Source organism: Paenibacillus sp. UNC496MF (assembly GCF_900113915.1).
Taxonomy (GTDB): Bacteria; Bacillota; Bacilli; order Paenibacillales; family Paenibacillaceae; genus Paenibacillus_Z; species Paenibacillus_Z artemisiicola.
Window position 1 is genome coordinate 142,135 of record NZ_FORE01000018.1, and the last position, 16,593, is coordinate 158,727.

General features: G+C 63.0%; 23 protein-coding genes. 11 read left to right on the forward strand and 12 right to left on the reverse strand.

All coding sequences use genetic code 11. The features are described 5' to 3' along the window. The first annotated feature begins 28 nt into the window (after positions 1-28). Positions 29-265 carry a hypothetical protein gene (locus tag BMZ79_RS28800; RefSeq protein ID WP_090647346.1) on the forward strand — a complete coding sequence of 79 codons (237 nt, stop codon included), beginning with the start codon at positions 29-31 and terminating at the stop codon, positions 263-265. Positions 266-432: 167 nt separating this feature from the next. Continuing rightward, positions 433-1,419 (forward strand): diaminopimelate dehydrogenase, encoded by a 987-nt coding sequence (locus tag BMZ79_RS28805; RefSeq protein ID WP_090647349.1) that lies wholly within the window; start codon positions 433-435, stop codon positions 1,417-1,419. A 190-nt stretch (positions 1,420-1,609) separates the two neighbouring features. Here BMZ79_RS28805 and gdhA read toward each other — a convergent pair whose 3' ends face one another. Further along, positions 1,610-2,980 carry an NADP-specific glutamate dehydrogenase gene (gdhA, locus tag BMZ79_RS28810; RefSeq protein ID WP_090647350.1) on the reverse strand — a complete coding sequence of 457 codons (1,371 nt, stop codon included), beginning with the start codon at positions 2,978-2,980 and terminating at the stop codon, positions 1,610-1,612. A gap of 328 nt (positions 2,981-3,308) precedes the next feature. After that, positions 3,309-3,587, reverse strand: a complete 279-nt coding sequence (locus tag BMZ79_RS28815; protein ID WP_090647353.1) for a hypothetical protein — start codon at positions 3,585-3,587, stop codon at positions 3,309-3,311. Between the two features lie 188 nt (positions 3,588-3,775). On the opposite strand from BMZ79_RS28815, the gene BMZ79_RS28820 reads away from it, so the two are divergent. Further along, complete coding sequence (locus tag BMZ79_RS28820; RefSeq protein WP_143089143.1) at positions 3,776-4,558, forward strand: hypothetical protein; 783 nt, start codon at positions 3,776-3,778, stop codon at positions 4,556-4,558. Positions 4,559-4,615: 57 nt separating this feature from the next. Further along, positions 4,616-5,242, forward strand: coding sequence for a hypothetical protein (locus tag BMZ79_RS28825; protein ID WP_256253204.1), 627 nt, complete (start codon positions 4,616-4,618; stop codon positions 5,240-5,242). Between the two features lie 91 nt (positions 5,243-5,333). On the opposite strand, the gene BMZ79_RS28830 is transcribed toward BMZ79_RS28825, so the two are convergent. The 6 genes from BMZ79_RS28830 to BMZ79_RS28855 all read right to left on the reverse strand — a co-directional run bounded on the left by BMZ79_RS28830 (position 5,334) and on the right by BMZ79_RS28855 (position 8,256). Then, complete coding sequence (locus BMZ79_RS28830; RefSeq protein WP_256253205.1) at positions 5,334-5,708, reverse strand: VOC family protein; 375 nt, start codon at positions 5,706-5,708, stop codon at positions 5,334-5,336. Next, positions 5,705-6,025, reverse strand: a complete 321-nt coding sequence (locus BMZ79_RS28835) for a luciferase domain-containing protein (RefSeq protein WP_090647360.1) — start codon at positions 6,023-6,025, stop codon at positions 5,705-5,707. Before BMZ79_RS28835 ends, BMZ79_RS28830 begins: the two co-directional genes overlap by 4 nt. A gap of 17 nt (positions 6,026-6,042) precedes the next feature. After that, the gene (locus BMZ79_RS28840; protein WP_090647362.1) at positions 6,043-6,489 is read right to left on the reverse strand and encodes a MarR family winged helix-turn-helix transcriptional regulator; all 447 of its coding nucleotides are present in this window, start codon (positions 6,487-6,489) and stop codon (positions 6,043-6,045) included. Positions 6,490-6,764: 275 nt separating this feature from the next. Continuing rightward, positions 6,765-6,998, reverse strand: coding sequence for a hypothetical protein (locus tag BMZ79_RS28845; RefSeq protein WP_090647365.1), 234 nt, complete (start codon positions 6,996-6,998; stop codon positions 6,765-6,767). After that, positions 6,991-7,539 (reverse strand): RNA polymerase sigma factor, encoded by a 549-nt coding sequence (locus BMZ79_RS28850; RefSeq protein ID WP_090647368.1) that lies wholly within the window; start codon positions 7,537-7,539, stop codon positions 6,991-6,993. The genes BMZ79_RS28845 and BMZ79_RS28850 overlap by 8 nt, the downstream gene beginning before the upstream one ends. A gap of 3 nt (positions 7,540-7,542) precedes the next feature. Continuing rightward, complete coding sequence (locus BMZ79_RS28855; RefSeq protein ID WP_090647370.1) at positions 7,543-8,256, reverse strand: hypothetical protein; 714 nt, start codon at positions 8,254-8,256, stop codon at positions 7,543-7,545. Between the two features lie 23 nt (positions 8,257-8,279). Here BMZ79_RS28855 and BMZ79_RS35390 point away from each other — a divergent pair, with 23 nt between their 5' ends. The 4 genes from BMZ79_RS35390 (at position 8,280) to BMZ79_RS28870 (ending at position 10,623) form a co-directional block, all read left to right on the forward strand. Beyond that, positions 8,280-8,411, forward strand: coding sequence for a hypothetical protein (locus BMZ79_RS35390; RefSeq protein ID WP_256253206.1), 132 nt, complete (start codon positions 8,280-8,282; stop codon positions 8,409-8,411). 73 nt (positions 8,412-8,484) lie between these two features. Next, on the forward strand, positions 8,485-8,850 hold the full coding sequence (locus BMZ79_RS28860) for a DUF6864 domain-containing function (protein WP_090647373.1): 366 nt from the start codon (positions 8,485-8,487) through the stop codon (positions 8,848-8,850). Next, positions 8,847-9,164: a hypothetical protein gene (locus BMZ79_RS28865; RefSeq protein ID WP_090647375.1), complete on the forward strand. Its 318-nt coding sequence runs from the start codon at positions 8,847-8,849 to the stop codon at positions 9,162-9,164. Before BMZ79_RS28860 ends, BMZ79_RS28865 begins: the two co-directional genes overlap by 4 nt. A 109-nt stretch (positions 9,165-9,273) precedes the next feature. Next, on the forward strand, positions 9,274-10,623 hold the full coding sequence (locus BMZ79_RS28870; protein ID WP_371263817.1) for an alpha-L-fucosidase: 1,350 nt from the start codon (positions 9,274-9,276) through the stop codon (positions 10,621-10,623). A 135-nt stretch (positions 10,624-10,758) separates the two neighbouring features. On the opposite strand, the gene BMZ79_RS28875 is transcribed toward BMZ79_RS28870, so the two are convergent. Both BMZ79_RS28875 and BMZ79_RS28880 read right to left on the reverse strand, forming a co-directional pair. Continuing rightward, positions 10,759-11,061 (reverse strand): hypothetical protein, encoded by a 303-nt coding sequence (locus BMZ79_RS28875; protein WP_090647381.1) that lies wholly within the window; start codon positions 11,059-11,061, stop codon positions 10,759-10,761. Positions 11,062-11,177: 116 nt separating this feature from the next. Further along, positions 11,178-11,822: a 2OG-Fe(II) oxygenase gene (locus BMZ79_RS28880; RefSeq protein WP_256253207.1), complete on the reverse strand. Its 645-nt coding sequence runs from the start codon at positions 11,820-11,822 to the stop codon at positions 11,178-11,180. A gap of 253 nt (positions 11,823-12,075) precedes the next feature. Between BMZ79_RS28880 and BMZ79_RS28885 the strand changes: the two genes are divergently transcribed. Genes BMZ79_RS28885 through BMZ79_RS28895 form a run of 3 tightly spaced genes read left to right on the forward strand, consistent with a single transcriptional unit; the run spans position 12,076 to position 13,476 of the window. After that, a complete protein-coding gene (locus tag BMZ79_RS28885) occupies positions 12,076-12,522 on the forward strand; it encodes a hypothetical protein (RefSeq protein ID WP_090647490.1) in 447 nt (148 codons plus the stop codon). Between the two features lies 1 nt (position 12,523). Further along, positions 12,524-12,751 (forward strand): helix-turn-helix transcriptional regulator, encoded by a 228-nt coding sequence (locus BMZ79_RS28890; protein ID WP_090647386.1) that lies wholly within the window; start codon positions 12,524-12,526, stop codon positions 12,749-12,751. Between the two features lie 20 nt (positions 12,752-12,771). Next, positions 12,772-13,476 (forward strand): DUF4386 domain-containing protein, encoded by a 705-nt coding sequence (locus tag BMZ79_RS28895; RefSeq protein WP_090647389.1) that lies wholly within the window; start codon positions 12,772-12,774, stop codon positions 13,474-13,476. Positions 13,477-13,591: 115 nt separating this feature from the next. On the opposite strand, the gene BMZ79_RS28900 is transcribed toward BMZ79_RS28895, so the two are convergent. Together BMZ79_RS28900 and BMZ79_RS28905 are read right to left on the reverse strand one after the other, a co-directional pair. After that, a complete protein-coding gene (locus tag BMZ79_RS28900) occupies positions 13,592-15,379 on the reverse strand; it encodes a S9 family peptidase (protein WP_090647391.1) in 1,788 nt (595 codons plus the stop codon). A 493-nt stretch (positions 15,380-15,872) separates the two neighbouring features. Beyond that, a complete protein-coding gene (locus BMZ79_RS28905; RefSeq protein ID WP_090647493.1) occupies positions 15,873-16,448 on the reverse strand; it encodes a TMEM175 family protein in 576 nt (191 codons plus the stop codon). Between the last annotated feature and the right edge of the window lie 145 nt (positions 16,449-16,593).

The window sequence follows — 16,593 nt, forward strand, 5'->3', positions numbered from 1 at the left end:
GAGAAACGGACGCAAAGGCGGGGTTAACGTGGGAAGCAAGCAGGAATTCGTAGTCGTGGTCGTGCCGCTGTCGGAAATCAAGAAGATCGTCGCCATCGACATCGTCGGCGGGACCGCGCTCTATTACCTCATCAAGTTTCCGCTGCATTCGGTCCTCTGGGCCATGGCCGGCAGCATGGCCGGACCGATGCTGATCCGGCTCTCGCTGCGCAAGCGGCCGGGGGGCGAGGCGGCGAAGCTTAAGCCGCGGCGGATCGGCGGATAAAGGCGCGGACAGGATGAACAACGGGGGAATTCGGGATAATTACAGCTCTCCGGAAGGGCCCCGCGCCAACTACATAGTTTACATCTCATGTGATATCTATATACTGGTTTATAGCGGTTTCATCCCCATGAGAAGCCAGATTCGCACTTATCGAGGAGGATCTATTCATGCAGCACACGATCAAGCTGGGCATCGTCGGTTACGGGAACTTAGGAAAGGGCGTCCGCAAAGCCATCGGCCAAAATCCGGACATGGAGCTGGTCGCGGTCTTCACGCGCCGGACGCCGTCCGAGCTCGAGGGCGGCAACGCGGGCGTGAAGTTCGAACACATCTCCGCGGCCGAGCGGTACAAGGGCATCATCGACGTCATGATTCTGTGCGGCGGCTCCGCGACGGACCTGCCGGAACAAACGCCGCAGCTCGCGAGCCTGTTCAACACGGTCGACAGCTTCGACACCCATGCCAAAATCCCCGAGTTCTTCGAGGCGGTCGACGCCGTCGCGCGCAAAGCGGACACGCTGAGCGTCATCTCCACCGGCTGGGATCCCGGCCTGTTCTCGCTCAACCGGCTGCTCGCCGAGGCGATTCTGCCGCAGGGCACGGACTATACGTTCTGGGGCAAAGGCGTAAGCCAGGGCCACTCCGACGCCATCCGCCGCGTGCCCGGCGTGAAGGGCGGCGTGCAGTACACCGTGCCCGTGCAAGCCGTCATCGACCGCATCCGCGCGGGCGAGACGCCGGCGCTGTCCACGCGCGAGAAGCATCTGCGCGAATGCTACGTCGTGGCGGAGGAAGGCGCGGACCAAGACGCGATCCGCGAAACGATCGCGAACATGCCCAACTACTTCGCGGATTACGACACGACCGTGACGTTCATCACGGAAGAACAGCTGCAAAGCGAGCATCAGGGCATGCCGCACGGCGGCTTCGTCATCCGCAGCGGCATCACCGGAGAAGGCACGAAGCAGATCGTCGAATTCGGCCTGAAGCTCGAGAGCAACCCGGAATTCACCGCCAGCGTGCTGGTGGCCTGCGCCAGAGCGGCCGTCCGCCTGCGCGGCGAAGGCGCCGTCGGCGCCAAGACGGTATTCGATCTCCCGCTCGGCTACCTGTCCCCGAAATCGCCGGAGCAGCTCCGCCGCGAGCTGCTGTAGGACGAGCCTGCCGCCGCGCCGGCGTCGGCGGCGGCATGGACGCCGGCCTTGACGGCGGCATTCGCCGTTGAAGCCGGCGGCGTCGCGAGCTTCGCCCCGCCGGCCAAACGCGAAAAAACCTTGCCGCCCCCCCCCCTGAGGGGATGGCAAGGTTTTTTGCGTTACGCGCCGGTTCGCGAGCGGAGCCGCTTCAGACGACGCCTTGGGCCAGCATGGCGTCGGCCACGCGCAGGAAGCCGGCGATGTTGGCGCCCGCGAGGAGATTGCCGGGATGGCCGTGCACTTCGGCCGCGCGCACGCTGGCCCTGTAAATGTTCCGCATGATCTCGTGCAGCTTCCCGTCGACCTCTTCGAAGCTCCAGGAGGTGCGCATGCCGTTCTGCGCCATCTCCAGCGCGGAGACGGCGACGCCGCCCGCGTTGGCCGCCTTGGCCGGCCCGAACAGCACGCCGTGCCGGTGGAAGACGTCGATGGCGTCCAGCGTCGACGGCATGTTGGCGCCTTCGCTGACGGCGACGACGCCGTTTGCGACGAGCCGCTCCGCCGCTTCCTCGTCGATCTCGTTCTGGGTCGCGCACGGCAGCGCGATGTCGCACTTGAGCGTCCAGATGCCGGAGCAGTCCTCGACGTACTCGGCGTTCGGGTGTTCCTCGATGTAATCGCGGATCCGTCTGCGCTCGACTTCCTTCAGGCGCTTCACCGTGTTCACGTCGATGCCGTGCGGATCGTAGACGTAGCCGTTCGAATCGCTGCACGCGATGACCTTCGCGCCGAACTGCACGGCTTTCTCCATGGCATAGATCGAGACGTTGCCGGAGCCGGAGACGACGACTTTCTTCCCTTCGAAGCTCAGCCCCTTGGATTGCAGCATTTCGTTGGCGAAGTAGACGCAGCCGTAGCCGGTCGCTTCCTTCCGCGCCAGGCTGCCGCCGTAGCCGATGCCCTTGCCCGTCAGGACGCCCGCCTCGTAGGCGCCGCGCAGCCGCTTGTACTGCCCGAACAGGTAGCCGATCTCCCGCGCGCCGACGCCGATGTCCCCGGCCGGCACGTCGGTGTCCTGGCCGACGTACTTGTACAGCTCCGTCATGAAGCTTTGGGCGAAGCGCATGATCTCGCCGTCGGACCTGCCCTTCGGGTCGAAGTCGGAGCCGCCCTTGCCGCCGCCGATGGCCTGACCGGTCAGCGCGTTCTTGAAAATCTGCTCGAAGCCGAGAAACTTGACGATGCTGGCGTTGACGGACGGATGGAAGCGCAGGCCGCCCTTGTACGGGCCGATGGCGCTGTTGAACTGCACGCGGAAGCCGCGGTTGACCTGCACCTTGCCCCGGTCGTCGACCCAGGGCACGCGGAACGTCACCATGCGCTCCGGCTCGACGATCCGCTCCAGGATGCCCTGCTCGGCGAGCTGCGGACGCTTCTCGACGACCGGAATCAGGGAATCCAGAATTTCTTTCACGGCTTGATGAAACTCGCTCTCGTTCGGGTTGCGGCGGACGACCGTCTCGTAAATCGACTGCACGTAGCGTGCCGCTTGCGAGTCTTGGCGAACTGCGGTTGACATAAATGGCCTCCTTGATGGATCTGATTTGCACTAATCGTCATATTGTTTGCACTTATTATCAAGGAATGATAGAGAATCGGGATCGAAAATGCCAATTCAAATTTTTTGTCCGCGCGATTAAAAATCCCAATCGGAAACTGGAAAGGAGATCCTTGACAGTCCCGCCGCCCTGGCGCCATTGCCGTCGCGGAAAAATAATGCGCGCCGAAACCTGTCATTTCGACAGCTGCCGCCCAAGGCTTCCCGCGCACGAAAAAAGCGGCAGAAAAAAGGGAGCACGGCCGATGCCGCGCTCCGCTTCCTTCTGCCGCTTCTCCCCGCCCGGACGTCAGCCGGTATACCGGATCGCCGTCCCGTAGGCGTGCACGACCGCGAGCGTCGCGGCGGGCGTGACCAGGATGCCGATCACCGCGTCGCACTCCGGGATCGCGCCCCCGGCGCGGCCGAGCTGCTGCAGGACGTTCAGCGGCGCGCCGTTGCCCACCTTGCCGGAATAGACCGTGCACAGCACCTCGTACGGCCGGGGCAGCGTATGCACCGTATAGACCGGCACGACCCGGGCCTGCTCCGGCTGGGTAAAGGAAGCGTCCTTCTTGTTACCGAACATGGGCCATCCTCCCGCGTGTCAAAGTACCTCCATTATAGCAGGCATGGCAAGCCCTTCCGCGCGTTTACGAACTCTTCAAGCAGGAGGTTCAGCCTAGGCCGGCGAATGTTATCCCAAAATCGGACATTTTTCGCGCTCTTGCTCTCGCTTCTCATTTTATCAAGGAACGGATGATCGCCCTGGAATCATTGCCTATCAGACCGCTCAAGCGCAAACGGACCCCGGCCAGCCATTGGATCGTGGCCCTGACGCTGCTCCTCCTTCCCATGGCGGTCGGCCTGTTTTTCTATTTGCCCCGCTATTACAGCTTCACGGCGCCGGGGGACATCGTGTCCGTCCGGGACATCGGCGTGAAGGGCAGCGTGCACTTCGTCTACGTCCGGGAGGGCATCGCCCGCAACCGCTACGAGAAATACGCGCTCGTGCGATCCTTTCCCGATGCGGAGTTCACGCGCGTCGACGCATCCGCCGAGGACGCGTACGGCGACCTGCTCGACGTCGAGCAGGACATGAAGAACGACACGATCAAGCACGCGGTGGACTCGGCGGCGGAGCTGTCCGCCAAGCCGAGCACGCCGGACCAGCGCGAAAGCCGGCTGCAGTCGCTGATCGGGCAGACCGCGCAGTATTACGGCGATTCCATCGGCCTGATGCTCGGCATCGGGCTGTACGAGGAGTCGCACGGCCTGGACTTCTCCCGCGACGGCCAATATACGATCGCCGGCACGGGCACGCTCGAGGCGGACCGGACGGTCGGCTCGGTCGGCGCCATTCGCGACAAGCTGCGGACGGCGGAAGCCGAAGGCGCCGATTTCTTCTTCGTGCCCAAGGACGAGGCCAATTTCCCGTATATCGGGCCCAGCAACGAGGAAGAAGCCCGGCGAACGGCCGAAGAGCTGCACCTGCGCCTGCACGTCGTGCCGGTGTCCACGCTGCAGGAGGCCCTCGCCTGCCTGAAGACCATCCCCTAACCCATACCGGAGCGTGACGCAACCATGATTGCTTTAAAATCGGACCTATTCTCCTTCGTGCTCAAAATTCTGCTGTCCGCGCTCGTGGCGTTGTCCGCCGCCGACTTATGCTTTTCGGCGATCTACATGATCGACTATGACCTGTTCAACGATCATTTGTATCCTGCTTCAGACTTCGTCGAGTCGATCTCGGGTATCCTGCTCGCCGTCATCTTGATCGTCTTCTTGATTTGGATCTACCGCGTGCACGCGGATTTAAACCGGCTGTTCCTGCAGTATGCGCGGAAACCGATCGTAGCGCTGCTTTGTGTAATCATTCCGATATTCAACTTCTACGGCCTTCCTTCGACGTTCCTGCATATTGGAAGCCGATATCAGCGTACGCCCGCGCTTCGGAAGGCCGGCGGGCGGATCAGCGGCCTCGCCGTCCCGCTCATCCTGCTGGAGCTTGTCACCGTCCCCCTGAACCGGGCTATGTCAGGCACCGAGGACGTTCCCGGCGCGTTGATGTTCGCCTACAGTCTGGTCTCGTTCGCGACGCACGTCATCTATCTCGCGCTCACCCTGCTGGTTTCGCGCGGACTGCATCATGTGCATGCCCGGGCCGGGGAAGAGCCCGGCGCCATGACGTTCGACAATGGTACGCTCGAGCGGCCGGAGCTGCCCTTCCCCGCGAGAAGCTAATCCGTCCCGCGCGACGCCGAAGAGCCGGCAAGCCCCTCGATTACGAGCGGCCTGCCGGCTCTTGTTCGGATATCGGGGGTCCCGCACGCCGCTATTCGCGGTAATAGGACAGCACCCAGCACACGCCGTTCCGGTCGGCGACGACGCCGAGCAGGCCGTTGAACGGCGCCTCGTACGGCTTCGTCAGCACGCGGCCGCCGTCCTCGAACCGGCCATATACGCGGCGGAAGTCGTCTTCGCCCGCGAGCTTCAGGAAGACCCGCACGTAATCGCCCCGCTGCGCCGGCCTGGCCGCCTTCGTGTCGGCGAACTTGAGCGTGCAGCCGTCCACGCGCAGGTCCGCGTTGAAGACATCGGCCCCCGCTCGGCGCAGAATCGTAATCTCCCCGCCGAGCACGTCCCGGTAAAATTCGATTGCCTCTTTGCAATGGTCCACCGCGATAAACGGATGCGCCTCCATGATCATGCTTCCATCCCCCTTGCCCGCAGGCGTTCATAATTGGCGCGCGCGATTTCGGCGGCGTGCGCCTCGTCTTCCTTCGTCCTCAGGTAGACCGATACCCAGCCGGAATCCGGATAGATGTGATGCGGCTCGGCCTTGCCGGCGGCGATCCAGGCGTCCCGCTCCGCCCGCGGCAGCGGCGCGTCGAAGAGCCGGTCGCCGTGCAGATGCCCGATTTCCTTCCCCGCGACCCGAAATTCGATCCCGCCGAACCGATGCGGCCGCGACGTGACCCCTTCCCATGCCAGCAGCACGTCGGCTAACGTCCCGTTCGAATCCATGCCCCTTCGCCTCCTTGTTATCGGCTTACGTTGCGAAGCACTTTCTTCAACAATCCGACCATGCGCGCGTACTCGTCGTCCGCGATGCCTTCCCGGGCAATGTCCCGGACGCGGTTCAGCCCTTCCTGCACCTTCGGCACGACCGCCCGGCCGGCGTCCGTCAGCTCGAGCAGGTGGTAGCGGTTGTCCGCGGGATCCGGCTCCCGGCGCACGTAGCCTTCGGCCTCGAGCTTCGCGATCGCCTTCGCGGTCGTCGTCTTGTCGATGAGCAGCTCCTCGCTCAGCGCCTTCTGCGTCGTCTTCTTCCCGCCGGCGATGGCCATCAGGAAGATGTACTGGCCGCTGCCGATCCGGTATGGCGCCAGCTCCGCGGCGATCAGCATCTGCATGTGGCGGTAGATCGCCGAGATGTACTTGCCGTGCGACTCCAGCGGGCCGGCGTCCGCTCGCCAATCCGTGTCCATTCGGTTCGCCTGCCTTTCAAGTAGAATGGTATTGCAACTAATTAGGGAGTAGAGGGATAGGATGTTATTGCAACTATCTGCAGTATATGCGAAATAGAATGGCATTGCAACTATTAGTTTGGCGGGGAACGCATAAAAAGCAGAGCGGCGATCCGCCCTGCGTTGCCCCGGCGTGCCGGCTTCGGCCGCGTTCGGCGCCTTTACCGGCGCGGCCTTGCCTCGCGCCGCGGGCGCCGTTTCGCCCGGCGAGCCCGCCGCCGCTCCGGCCGCGGCCGCTACACCGCCTTCGGCCACGCCGGGTGCGGCACGGTACCGTTATGATACGGCACGCGCTCGTGGAACGCGCGCCACCACGCGTAATCCAAGTCCCCGGACAAGACCACCGGCTCCTCCGGCAGCGCGGGCTCCGTCAGCCCGAGCTCGGCCCAGAGCCCCTCCGCCCATTCGCCCAGCAGCCCGTCGAGGGCCAGCTCCGCGGCGGGGTCCAGCCGTCGTTCGTCGTCATGCATGCTCCTTGACCTCCCTCTCCGCGCCGGCCGGCGCCGTCTCGGTCAGCCGCAGCCCTTCGGCGAGCAGCTTCCTTGCCTGCGAAATTTTGTAGCGCACCGTGCCCGCCGGCAGCCCCGTCGCGGCGCCGATCTGCACGCTGCTCAGCCCGCCGAGCACCTTCATCAGCAGCAGGCCGCGCAGCTCCTCCGGGAGCCGGGCGATCTGCGCTTCCAGCTCGCGCATCCGTTCCCGGCCCGCCAGCACGCCGGACAGGTCGCCGGGCCCCGCGCCCGGCCCGGCCTCCAGCCGCTCCTCCGCCCGCTTCCGGTTCGCGCTGCGCCGGTATTGATCCTTCAGCCGGTTCGCGGCGACGGCGAACAGCCAGTACAGCCGTTCGTCCGCCGGCACCGCCGCGACGGCCTCGATCCGGTTCCACGTCTTCAGGAACACGTCCTGCAGCAGGTCGGCCGCCAGCTCCCGATCGTTCGTCCGGGCAAGCAGGAACGCGAAGATCGGCTTGGCGTGCGCGGCGTACAGCTCGCGGAAGAGCGCCCGGTCCACGGGCTACGCTCCTTGCGCGCCGGCGTGGTCGTCCGTGGCGACGATATCGCCGAGCTTCGTCTCGGCCAGCAGCTGCACCAGCGGAATCAGCCGCTTGGGCGCCCGGATCGTGCCGAGGACGACCAGCTCGCCGACCTTCGCTTTCATCAGCGCGACGTCCACGTCGGCTTCGAATTCGCAATCGCCGAGGACGACCAGCGAGATCGGCTTGTCGAGCAGCTCCAGGAACGCGCGGGAATACGACTCGCTGCCGAGTATGACGCGCGGCACGTCGCCTTTGTAGTAAAACACCTGGCCCATCATCCGCGTCAGGGCGCCGGACAGCGCCGATTCCGACGACTTGGGCGCCATCAGCTGGCCCATGACGATCAGCTCGCGATACCCGACCGCGTCGACGTGGGACGTGATGAGCGCCTGCCCCGCCACGACGAGGATATCGTCGGGCGATCCGCCCGCGTTCGCCAGCGATTCCCCGCTGAGCGAGATTTGCCCGGTGAATACCTTCAGCTTGCCGCTGCCCGTCTCGTCCGGGAGCTGCAGCGTGGAGCCCACGTTCTTCTGCGGAATCCGCATCACGGCATCGGCCAGCGAACTCGGCACGATGATGAGCCCCACGTTATGGATCAGCGAGATGCCCGCCAATCCCTCCGCCGTCTTTCCGGTCAAATCGAGCACCCCCAAGTTTTCGATCGTCAACCCTTGAACAGCTTCGCTCATTCCCAAACGCCTCCATTCGGTTAATGGCTTACAATCAGGATAACGATGGTATTCGCGAACCGTTGGCGATTTTCCGCCGTCCGCGCAAAAAAAGTTTCGCCGTGCCCGAAGCCGCGGCCCGCGGCCGTTTTTCGCCCGCGCTTCCCTTCCGTTGACATGAACCCCGCTCTGCGCTCGTACAATGATAGCAGGAAGCTCGTACGACTGACCGTTACGGAGGGATCGCTGATGAAAATAACGTCCGGCGGCTTCGAGGTCGCCTACCACGGCAGGGTGTTCGCGTACGGCATGAACCCCATCGAGGTCGTGCTGTCGGAGGAGAACGATCCGCTGACCTTCGTCTTCTGCATCGAGCAGGACCCGGAACGCGACGACTTCATGACGGACATCCGGCTGGTCCGGTATAACGAAGTGCGCATCGCGTGCGTCAATTTTCCGCGAGGCAAGCCGACCGGCGCCCCGGACATGATCCATCTCGGCGTGCTGAACAACCGCAAGCTCTCGCTGCGCTACGAGGCGACGATCGGCTACGACGCGACGTCGTGGGCGCTGGCGTTCACGTTCTATTCGGGCGAGGGGGTCGACGGCCCATGAACAAGATCGAGCTTCAGGATCCCAAAGTCGCGAGCAAGATCATCGCGGCCAACGCGGAGAACGACAAGCGCAAAGCGGAGCTCGGCTTCCTCGGCCGGTTCTTCGGCTCGGGAGAGAACGTCCGCCTGTACATCGTGGGCACGATCGCGCTCGGCGTGCTGCTCATCGCCCTTGTCTACACGCTTACGCCCGACCGGTACCGCTCGCCCGACCTGGGCCTGAAGGACATGTGGACGCTCATCGTCATCCCCGTGGAATCGACGATCATCGGCTATCTGATCGGGTCGCGGTCGAAAGAAACCGGGAACGGCTAGGCGGGCCGAACGCGTTCGTTTCATCCCCATAGACCTTAGCTTCGTGCCTGTACGCCCCGGGACCGCCGTTGGTAGACTGGACGTATCAAGACCATGAATCCTAGGAGGCATGAGGCGAATGACGACGCAATCGTACATCGAGCAGCGAACGGAACGGACGAGATGGTTTCTGCACGACCGCTTCGGCATGTTCATTCATTGGGGCCTGTACGCGATCCCGGCGCGCGGGGAATGGGTGCGCAACGCGGAGCGGATCAGCAACGAGGATTACCAGGCGTATTTCGACGGCTTCAACCCCGACCGCTACGATCCCAAGGCATGGGCCCGTACGGCGAAGGCGGCCGGCATGAAGTACGCGGTGCTGACGGCCAAGCACCACGACGGCTTCTGCCTGTTCGACAGCGCGCTGACGGACTACAAGTCGACCCGCACGAAGGCCGGGCGCGACCTCGTCCGCGAGTTCCTGGACGCCTTCCGCGCGGAGGGGCTGAAGGTCGGGCTCTACTACTCGCTGCTGGACTGGCACCACCCGGATTATCCGGCCTACGGCGACCGCATCCACCCGATGCGCGACAACGAAGCGTACAAGCGCGAGCCGGGCGGCTTCGACCGGTACCTCGATTACATGCACGGCCAAGTCCGCGAGCTGCTGACGAACTACGGCAAGCTCGACATCATGTGGTTCGATTTCTCCTACGGCGAGCTGCGGGGCGAGGCGTGGCGCGCGAGCGAGCTGATGGAGACGATCCGCGCCGTGCAGCCGCATCTCATCGTGGACAACCGGCTGGACGCGAGCGGCGAGGAAGGCGGCTCGATCTATTCGGACAACCCGACGCCGTACGCGGGCGACTTCGCCTCGCCGGAGCAGATCATTCCGCCGCGCGGCGTGACGGACCAAGCCGGCCGCTCCATTCCGTGGGAGGCGTGCATCACGCTGAACAACAATTGGGGCTACAGCGCGGCCGATCATGTCTATAAGTCCGCCAAGACGGTCATCCGCAAGCTCGTGGAATGCGTGAGCAAGAACGGCAACCTGCTGCTGAACGTCGGGCCCGACGCGAAGGGCGAAATCCCGCAGCCGTCGCTGGACGTGCTCGAAGAGGTCGGCCGCTGGATGCGCCGGAACGGGGACAGCATCTACGGCTGCGGCCCGGCCGACCTGCCGAAGCCGGAATGGGGCCGCTATACGCAAAACGGCGACAAGCTGTACGCGCATTTGTTCGAGGAGAGCATCGGCCCCGTCAACCTCGCCGGCCTGGCGGGACGGATCAAGCAGGCGCGGCTGCTCGCCGACGGCTCGGAGGTGTTCGTGGCGCGCCCGTGGAACGCCGCCCTGTACGAGCAGGACGCATTCTTCAACTTCGCCCGGCCGGAGCATTTCACGTACCCGCTCCCCGACGAACGGAACACCGTCGTCGAGCTGACGCTGGCCGAGGAAGAAGGGCCGGCCGCGGAGTAGGACGGCATCCGGGCGTACCCCAAACATCCAATGAAGAAAACCACCCCATGCATGGAGTGGTTTTCTTGGCGCGGGAGGGCATGATAAGCTTTTCCATGGGATTGGCCTCGCCGCCCCCCTGACGTTCTTGCCGAGCTACTTCCCGGCTTTAGGCTCGTCTTTAGGCTCATCTTCAGGTTCGTTCTTAGGCTCGGCCTTCCGTTTGTCCTTCTCCGGCTTCAGCGGGTTCGTCACGGACACCAGCGCGAGGCCGACCGCCAGAATCGCCGCCCAAGCGGCGAAGGCAGGCCAGCCTTCGGGCAGCAGACCGAGGAAGCGGTAGGTTAACGGCTTGCCGAAGACGGCTTCGATCAGCGGCGGCCTGACGACCGTCCCGAGCCCGGGCAGGCTGAGGATAATCCCCGTGACCTGCAGTCCGTCATGCGGGATCTTCTTCATGCTCGACGCTCCTTGTGGCGTGGTGAAAGGCGCGCACGGTCTCTCCGAAAGAAACCCGCGGCGTTATGACGGCATAAGGGGATCGTCGGCTATCCGACCGGACCTTCGTTCCGCCGCTACAGCTCCCGGTACCGCTGCCGCCGCATCCACTGGGTGGCGATCCACTTCTCGCCCGCCGCCACGGGACTGCCCCCGTGCAGCGTCAGCTCGTTCAGCCGCGGATCCCCATAAAAATATTCAAAGTACACGGCGTTGCCCTTCTTCGGGGTCACCGCGAGGCGCAGCGAAGGAAACACCGTCTCCCCGCCTTCCTCCACATCGTTTAGGTACATAACCAAGGTGCTGATCCGATTGTTCGCGACCTGCTCCGCCATAAAATAATCCAGGTGCGGCCGGTATTCCTCGCCGGGCCGGTAATGCAGGATCTGCAGCGGCTCGGCATGCGCGGCGGGCACGCCCATCAGGCCGGCGAGCCGGAGCTCGATCGCGCGCACCCATTCGTTTTCGTTCTCCTCGAGGAACGCGCCGCTGCCCGTGCGGACGTCGCTGAGGGCGCGGGACCGGCCGGTCCTCGCCCGCCGCATGCGGTCCCGGGCCAAGCCGATCAGGGCATCGCACTCCGCGTGGCTTAAGACGTGCTCCAAGATCAAGATCAGCGGTTCGCTAATCTTGCCGAGGATCGGAATGGCGCGGCCCGCGGTTCGGAGGGTATTGCCGGTTACCTGTAAAATCGACTGCTCCCTTACGGTCATCGTGGCCATCTCCCGTCGCGAGAATCGTGATCACGTATGCGCATTCGCAGCTGTCAGATAAGGGATATGTTCTGCGCGGGAAGCCGAAATCCTTCCGGCGGAGGTTGGCCGAAGCCGTCCGCGTCTTCGTCAAGCCGGTCGCTCGGATGCCCGCCGCCCATTTCGCCGCCCATTATGTAAAATAAACTTGACACCGAGATTGGTTTATTATACATTTTGTTCAAGGAACTTGACTTCGATCAGCAGGGAGGTGCAAAGCAAGATGACGTATCAAGAGAAGAAGAGCATCGTGTCGATCATCAGCGCGATCCTTATTTTCGGGGTTTACTGCGCGTACAAGGCGGCGAGGTATCCGGCCGAAGGGTTTCGGCCGGCGGAGGCGTACCGGTATTGGGGCATGTTCGTGCTCGTCCTGATGGTCGTGTCCATCGTCGCGCACATCGTGATCGGCATCGCGTTCAATATCGTCTTCCGGGCCACGACCGGGGAGAAGGAACCGGCGTTCGCGGACGAACTGGATAAGCTGATCGAGCTGAAGGCGCACCGGAACGGCTTCGTCGTGTTCATCCTCGGCTTCCTGCTCGCCATGGGCTCGCTGGCCGCCGAACGTCCGATTCAGACGATGTTCGTCATTCTGATCGCGGCGGGGTTCGTCTCCGACGTGACCGGCTCCGCGACCAAGCTGTATCACTACCGGAAAGGAGTGTAAGATGGGCAAACATCTTGTCGGCAACCACATCCGCAGATTACGGTTCGATCACGGCGAAATGACGCAGCAGCAATTGGCTGACAAGGTCGGCGTCACGCGGCAAACGATCGTGGCGCTGGAAAAGGGCAATTACTCCCCTTCGCTCGAGCTTGCTTTTCGCATCGCCCTCGCCTTCGGCTTGCCGCTGGAAGAGGTGTTCTATTACGGGGAACACGGTACACGCGATTAATCAAATGGAGGGAACGAATCATGCCATCGCCCGTCCGCGCGGCCCGCATCGTCGGGATCTGTTTTATCCTCGCCGCCGTCGCTTCGGTTATCGGCCTTGTTCTGTACGACCCGATCCTGAACGGATCGGATTACTTGACGAACGGCGCCGCCCACGCCAACCAAGTCATCCTGGGCGCGCTGCTGGAATTGATTCTCGTCGCTTCGGCGGTCGGCACCGCGGTATTCATGTTTCCGTACCTGCGCCGGTATAACGAAAGCCTCGCGCTCGGCCACGTATGCTTCCGGTTCATGGAGGCCGCGCTCATTACGGTCGGCGTCGTCAGCGTCCTGTCGCTGCTCACGCTGAGCAAAGCCTACGTCGCCGGAGGCGCCGCGGACGCCGCTTCCTACCAAGCGTCCGGCACGCTGCTGAAAGCCGTCCACGACTGGACCTTCCTGCTCGGCCCCAACTTCATGCTCGGCCTCAACACCATGCTGTACAGTTATATTTTCTGGCGGTCCCGGCTCGTTCCCCGCTTCATTCCCGCGTTGGGCCTGACGGGCGCGGCGCTCGTGTTCCTCGCCGCCCTGCTCGAGATGTTCGGCGTCATCCCGCAGCTCTCCGTGTGGGGCGGTCTGCTGTGCCTGCCCGTGGCGGCGAACGAGATGGCCTTGGCCGTCTGGCTGATCGCCAAAGGCTTCAACCCGCACGCGCTGGCGGCGTTAAGCGCGCGTCGGGCGTAACGGGCTGAAGCGATTGATAAAAAAGACCGGGACGCCGCCGCTGCGGGCATCCCGGTCTCTTCTTTTGCGCGGACGCGCGGATGGCGCGCGGCGTCTGGCCGATTCGCCGAGCGAGTCAAGCCCGATGCTTGTTCAGGAACGCCAGCATCCGCCGGTACACGGCGATTTCGTTGACGCGCTTCGAGAAGCCGTGCCCTTCGTCGTCCAGCACCATGTACTCGACCTCCGTCCCCTGCGCCTGCAGGGCCGCGACGATCTGGTCCGACTCGGCCTTCACGACCCGCGGGTCGTTCGCGCCTTGGATGACCAGCATCGGCTTGACCATCTGCCGCAAATACGTAATCGGCGAATCCTTCGTCAGCCGCTCCCGATCCCGCTCCGGATGACCGAGCCAGCGTTCCATGAGCGGCTTCCAGTCCTCCGGCACGGAATCCATGAAGGTGAACAGGTTGCTCGGCCCGAAGATATCGACCGCCGCCCGGAAATAATCCGCATGCCGCCCGGCCAGCAGCAGCGTCATGTACCCGCCGAAGCTGCCGCCCACGACGAACAGCTTGTCCCGGCTCGAGATGCCCTGCTCGAACAGCCACTCCATCCCCGCCACGCAGTCGAGCCGCGGCCCTTCGCCCCAATCGCCTTCGACGAGCTTGACGAACGCGGAACCGTAGCCCGTGCTGCCCCGGAAATTCGGCGCGAAGATGTTGTAGCCGTAGGCCAGCATGAATTGGAACATCGCCCGGAAGAACTTCCCTTCCGATGCCTGCGGCCCGCCGTGCGGCCAGAAGATGGTATACCCGTTCGCGACGTCGGCCTTCGCCTTGAAGAGCAGCGCTTCGATCTCGAGTCCGTCGAAGGACGGATACCGCACGACGTCGGGATAGACCAGATTCTCCTCGGCGAGGCCGGTGACCCGGTTCTGCGTCAGCCGCGTCCACTCCCCGTCCGCGTAGCGGTAGAGGTTGAACGGCTGCACGGCGCCTCGTCCCAGGATGTACACCGCGCCGGAGTCGGCGACGACGGCCTTCTCCACGACGTCCACCGGGAGCGGAATCGGCACGGCTTCCCCGCCTGCCAAGGGTTTCGCGTACATGCGATGCTCCGTGCCCCGCTCCGTCCAGACGTACAGCATCCCGGACGCCTGGTGCCACTTAATGCCGGATACCGCTTCGCCGTCGAATTCGCACACCGTCTCATACGCGCGGGTGGCCAGATTATAGGCCAACACGTAGGCAAAGTCGCGGTTCACGTCGGTGACGTACACCAGCGTGTCGTTATCCGTGAAGAGGAAATCATGACTGACCTGCACCCGCTCCGGGCTCGGGGATACGACCGTCTCTTCGCCGCCGGCCAAGACGATGCCGAGCTGATGCGTGTTGGCGAACGTTTTGGCCACGACGAACTTGTCCTCGTCCGGACTGACCGCCTCCAGAAACGTCGGCTGTTCGCGGCCTTCGTACACCAGCTTGTCTTCTCCGGCGGCCAGATGGCGCACGCGCGCATTCAGGAAGTTGGGGTTGTCCTTCGAGGTGACGTAATAGAGACGTTCGCCGTCCTTCGAAAGCTTCACGGCATAAAACTTCTCCTGCGGCGTGCCCTCGATCAGCTCGAGCGGATTCCCGCCTTCCGCCGGCAGCGCGTAGATATGGTAGTTTTCGTCCCCGTCCCGGTCGAAGCCGGCAAGCAGGAAGCGCCCCCGCGGGTCGATCTCGATCGCGTTCGCGTTCTGGTTGTTGTACGTCAGCGGATAAGGGTACGCATCCGGCAGATCCATCGCCCACAGATTGGGCTGGCCGTTCAGATTGCTGCTGAAAATCAGCCGTTTCTCGTCCTTCGCCACCGCAAAGTCGCGAATGACATACGTTTGGAAAAACTGCTCCACGTCCGGTTTCGGAAATTGAATCATGCTTGCCGCCGCCTCCCACGAAATAAGTTCGTTTCCAACGATAATCGGTCGTCGCGCGCATCAAAGTTTAAATAATTCAACGCGAAGGCGCTGGAATCCTGTTTCGCCTCCCAGAAATTTACTGCCCCTGCAGCGGTTCGCGCCATTAACCATTTAGCCGCTTGATCCTTTACGCCGCGTCGGTCTCTCGGAGCCGAGTTCCGGTTCCGCCCAAGCAAGCGTCCCGGACGCCGTTCGGCGCAGCGCCGCTATTCGCGCGGAAGCTTCTAATTGCAAGCGTTTGCTGCGATAATCGGTCCGCGCACGCAACAAGGCCGGGAGGCTCGCCATTACGGCGGGCCTCCCGGCCTCTTCGCCGTCGCCGCGGGAACGCGCGAGCAAGGCTTTAGAATACCGATTGGCTCTCGTTATTCATCCAAGCCGCCGGGCATGCAACGCAAAGAAGCACAACGCCGCAGGGGCGATGCACTTCTAGCCGAAAGGAGGGCCTTGCTTATTTGCCGTCTCCCAAAGCATGCTCAATTCGCTTATCCGGCACAAGCCACATGACGGCCACGAGGATAATCAAGAAGCCGGATATCCACGTACTGATGTACGCCGTCCCCACCGAGGCCAAGTAGAACAGCGGGGATAATTTCACCTTCCAGCCATTGCCGATCGCCGCGGCGAACGAAGCGTCATGCTGCTTCAAGATCGCCAGATGAAGAAACCGGTACGAGACGGCCGAGAACAGCAGAATCATCCCGTAGAGCGCCGTAGGCGTAGCGGCAAACCGGCTTTCCCCCATCCACGCGGTCGTGAACGGCACCAGGGACAGCCAGAAGAGCAGCAGCAGATTCAGCCACATTAATTGCCCGTTCATTCTGCGAACCATGTGCAGCAGATGATGATGATTGTTCCAGTAGATGCCGACGTAGACGAAACTGAAAATATAGCTGACGATTTTCGGTCCTAACGCGATGAGCGCCTGCCAATTATGGCCTTCCGGCACTTTGAATTCCAGCACCATAATCGTGATAATGATGGCCAACACGCCGTCGCTGAAGGCCTCCATCCGGTTTGCTTTCAGAATGTAACCCCCTTCTCGCTTCTCGAAACCTATTCCATAGTAACATGATTGACCGCCGATGGGGCGGGATAAAATGTCGGGGACCGCGGAGTATATTAGCTTTGAACGAAAAATCCAAAAAGGGCGCTCCAATAGCAAAATTTTT

What these genes read in the sequence shown, in the direction of transcription:
- BMZ79_RS28875 (WP_090647381.1), bottom strand. Translation starts at nt 11,061, where the DNA reads ATGAAGAAGATCCCGCATGACGGACTGCAGGTCACGGGGATTATCCTC.
- BMZ79_RS28900 (WP_090647391.1), bottom strand. Translation starts at nt 15,379, where the DNA reads ATGATTCAATTTCCGAAACCGGACGTGGAGCAGTTTTTCCAAACGTAT.
- BMZ79_RS28885 (WP_090647490.1), top strand. Translation starts at nt 12,076, where the DNA reads ATGACGTATCAAGAGAAGAAGAGCATCGTGTCGATCATCAGCGCGATC.
- BMZ79_RS28830 (WP_256253205.1), bottom strand. Translation starts at nt 5,708, where the DNA reads ATGATCATGGAGGCGCATCCGTTTATCGCGGTGGACCATTGCAAAGAG.
- BMZ79_RS28890 (WP_090647386.1), top strand. Translation starts at nt 12,524, where the DNA reads ATGGGCAAACATCTTGTCGGCAACCACATCCGCAGATTACGGTTCGAT.
- BMZ79_RS28835 (WP_090647360.1), bottom strand. Translation starts at nt 6,025, where the DNA reads ATGGATTCGAACGGGACGTTAGCCGACGTGCTGCTGGCATGGGAAGGG.
- BMZ79_RS28845 (WP_090647365.1), bottom strand. Translation starts at nt 6,998, where the DNA reads ATGCATGACGACGAACGACGGCTGGACCCCGCCGCGGAGCTGGCCCTC.
- BMZ79_RS28805 (WP_090647349.1), top strand. Translation starts at nt 433, where the DNA reads ATGCAGCACACGATCAAGCTGGGCATCGTCGGTTACGGGAACTTAGGA.
- BMZ79_RS28855 (WP_090647370.1), bottom strand. Translation starts at nt 8,256, where the DNA reads ATGAGCGAAGCTGTTCAAGGGTTGACGATCGAAAACTTGGGGGTGCTC.
- BMZ79_RS35390 (WP_256253206.1), top strand. Translation starts at nt 8,280, where the DNA reads ATGGCTTACAATCAGGATAACGATGGTATTCGCGAACCGTTGGCGATT.
- BMZ79_RS28895 (WP_090647389.1), top strand. Translation starts at nt 12,772, where the DNA reads ATGCCATCGCCCGTCCGCGCGGCCCGCATCGTCGGGATCTGTTTTATC.
- BMZ79_RS28870 (WP_371263817.1), top strand. Translation starts at nt 9,274, where the DNA reads ATGAGGCGAATGACGACGCAATCGTACATCGAGCAGCGAACGGAACGG.
- gdhA (WP_090647350.1), bottom strand. Translation starts at nt 2,980, where the DNA reads ATGTCAACCGCAGTTCGCCAAGACTCGCAAGCGGCACGCTACGTGCAG.
- BMZ79_RS28815 (WP_090647353.1), bottom strand. Translation starts at nt 3,587, where the DNA reads ATGTTCGGTAACAAGAAGGACGCTTCCTTTACCCAGCCGGAGCAGGCC.
- BMZ79_RS28840 (WP_090647362.1), bottom strand. Translation starts at nt 6,489, where the DNA reads ATGGACACGGATTGGCGAGCGGACGCCGGCCCGCTGGAGTCGCACGGC.
- BMZ79_RS28860 (WP_090647373.1), top strand. Translation starts at nt 8,485, where the DNA reads ATGAAAATAACGTCCGGCGGCTTCGAGGTCGCCTACCACGGCAGGGTG.
- BMZ79_RS28880 (WP_256253207.1), bottom strand. Translation starts at nt 11,822, where the DNA reads ATGGCCACGATGACCGTAAGGGAGCAGTCGATTTTACAGGTAACCGGC.
- BMZ79_RS28865 (WP_090647375.1), top strand. Translation starts at nt 8,847, where the DNA reads ATGAACAAGATCGAGCTTCAGGATCCCAAAGTCGCGAGCAAGATCATC.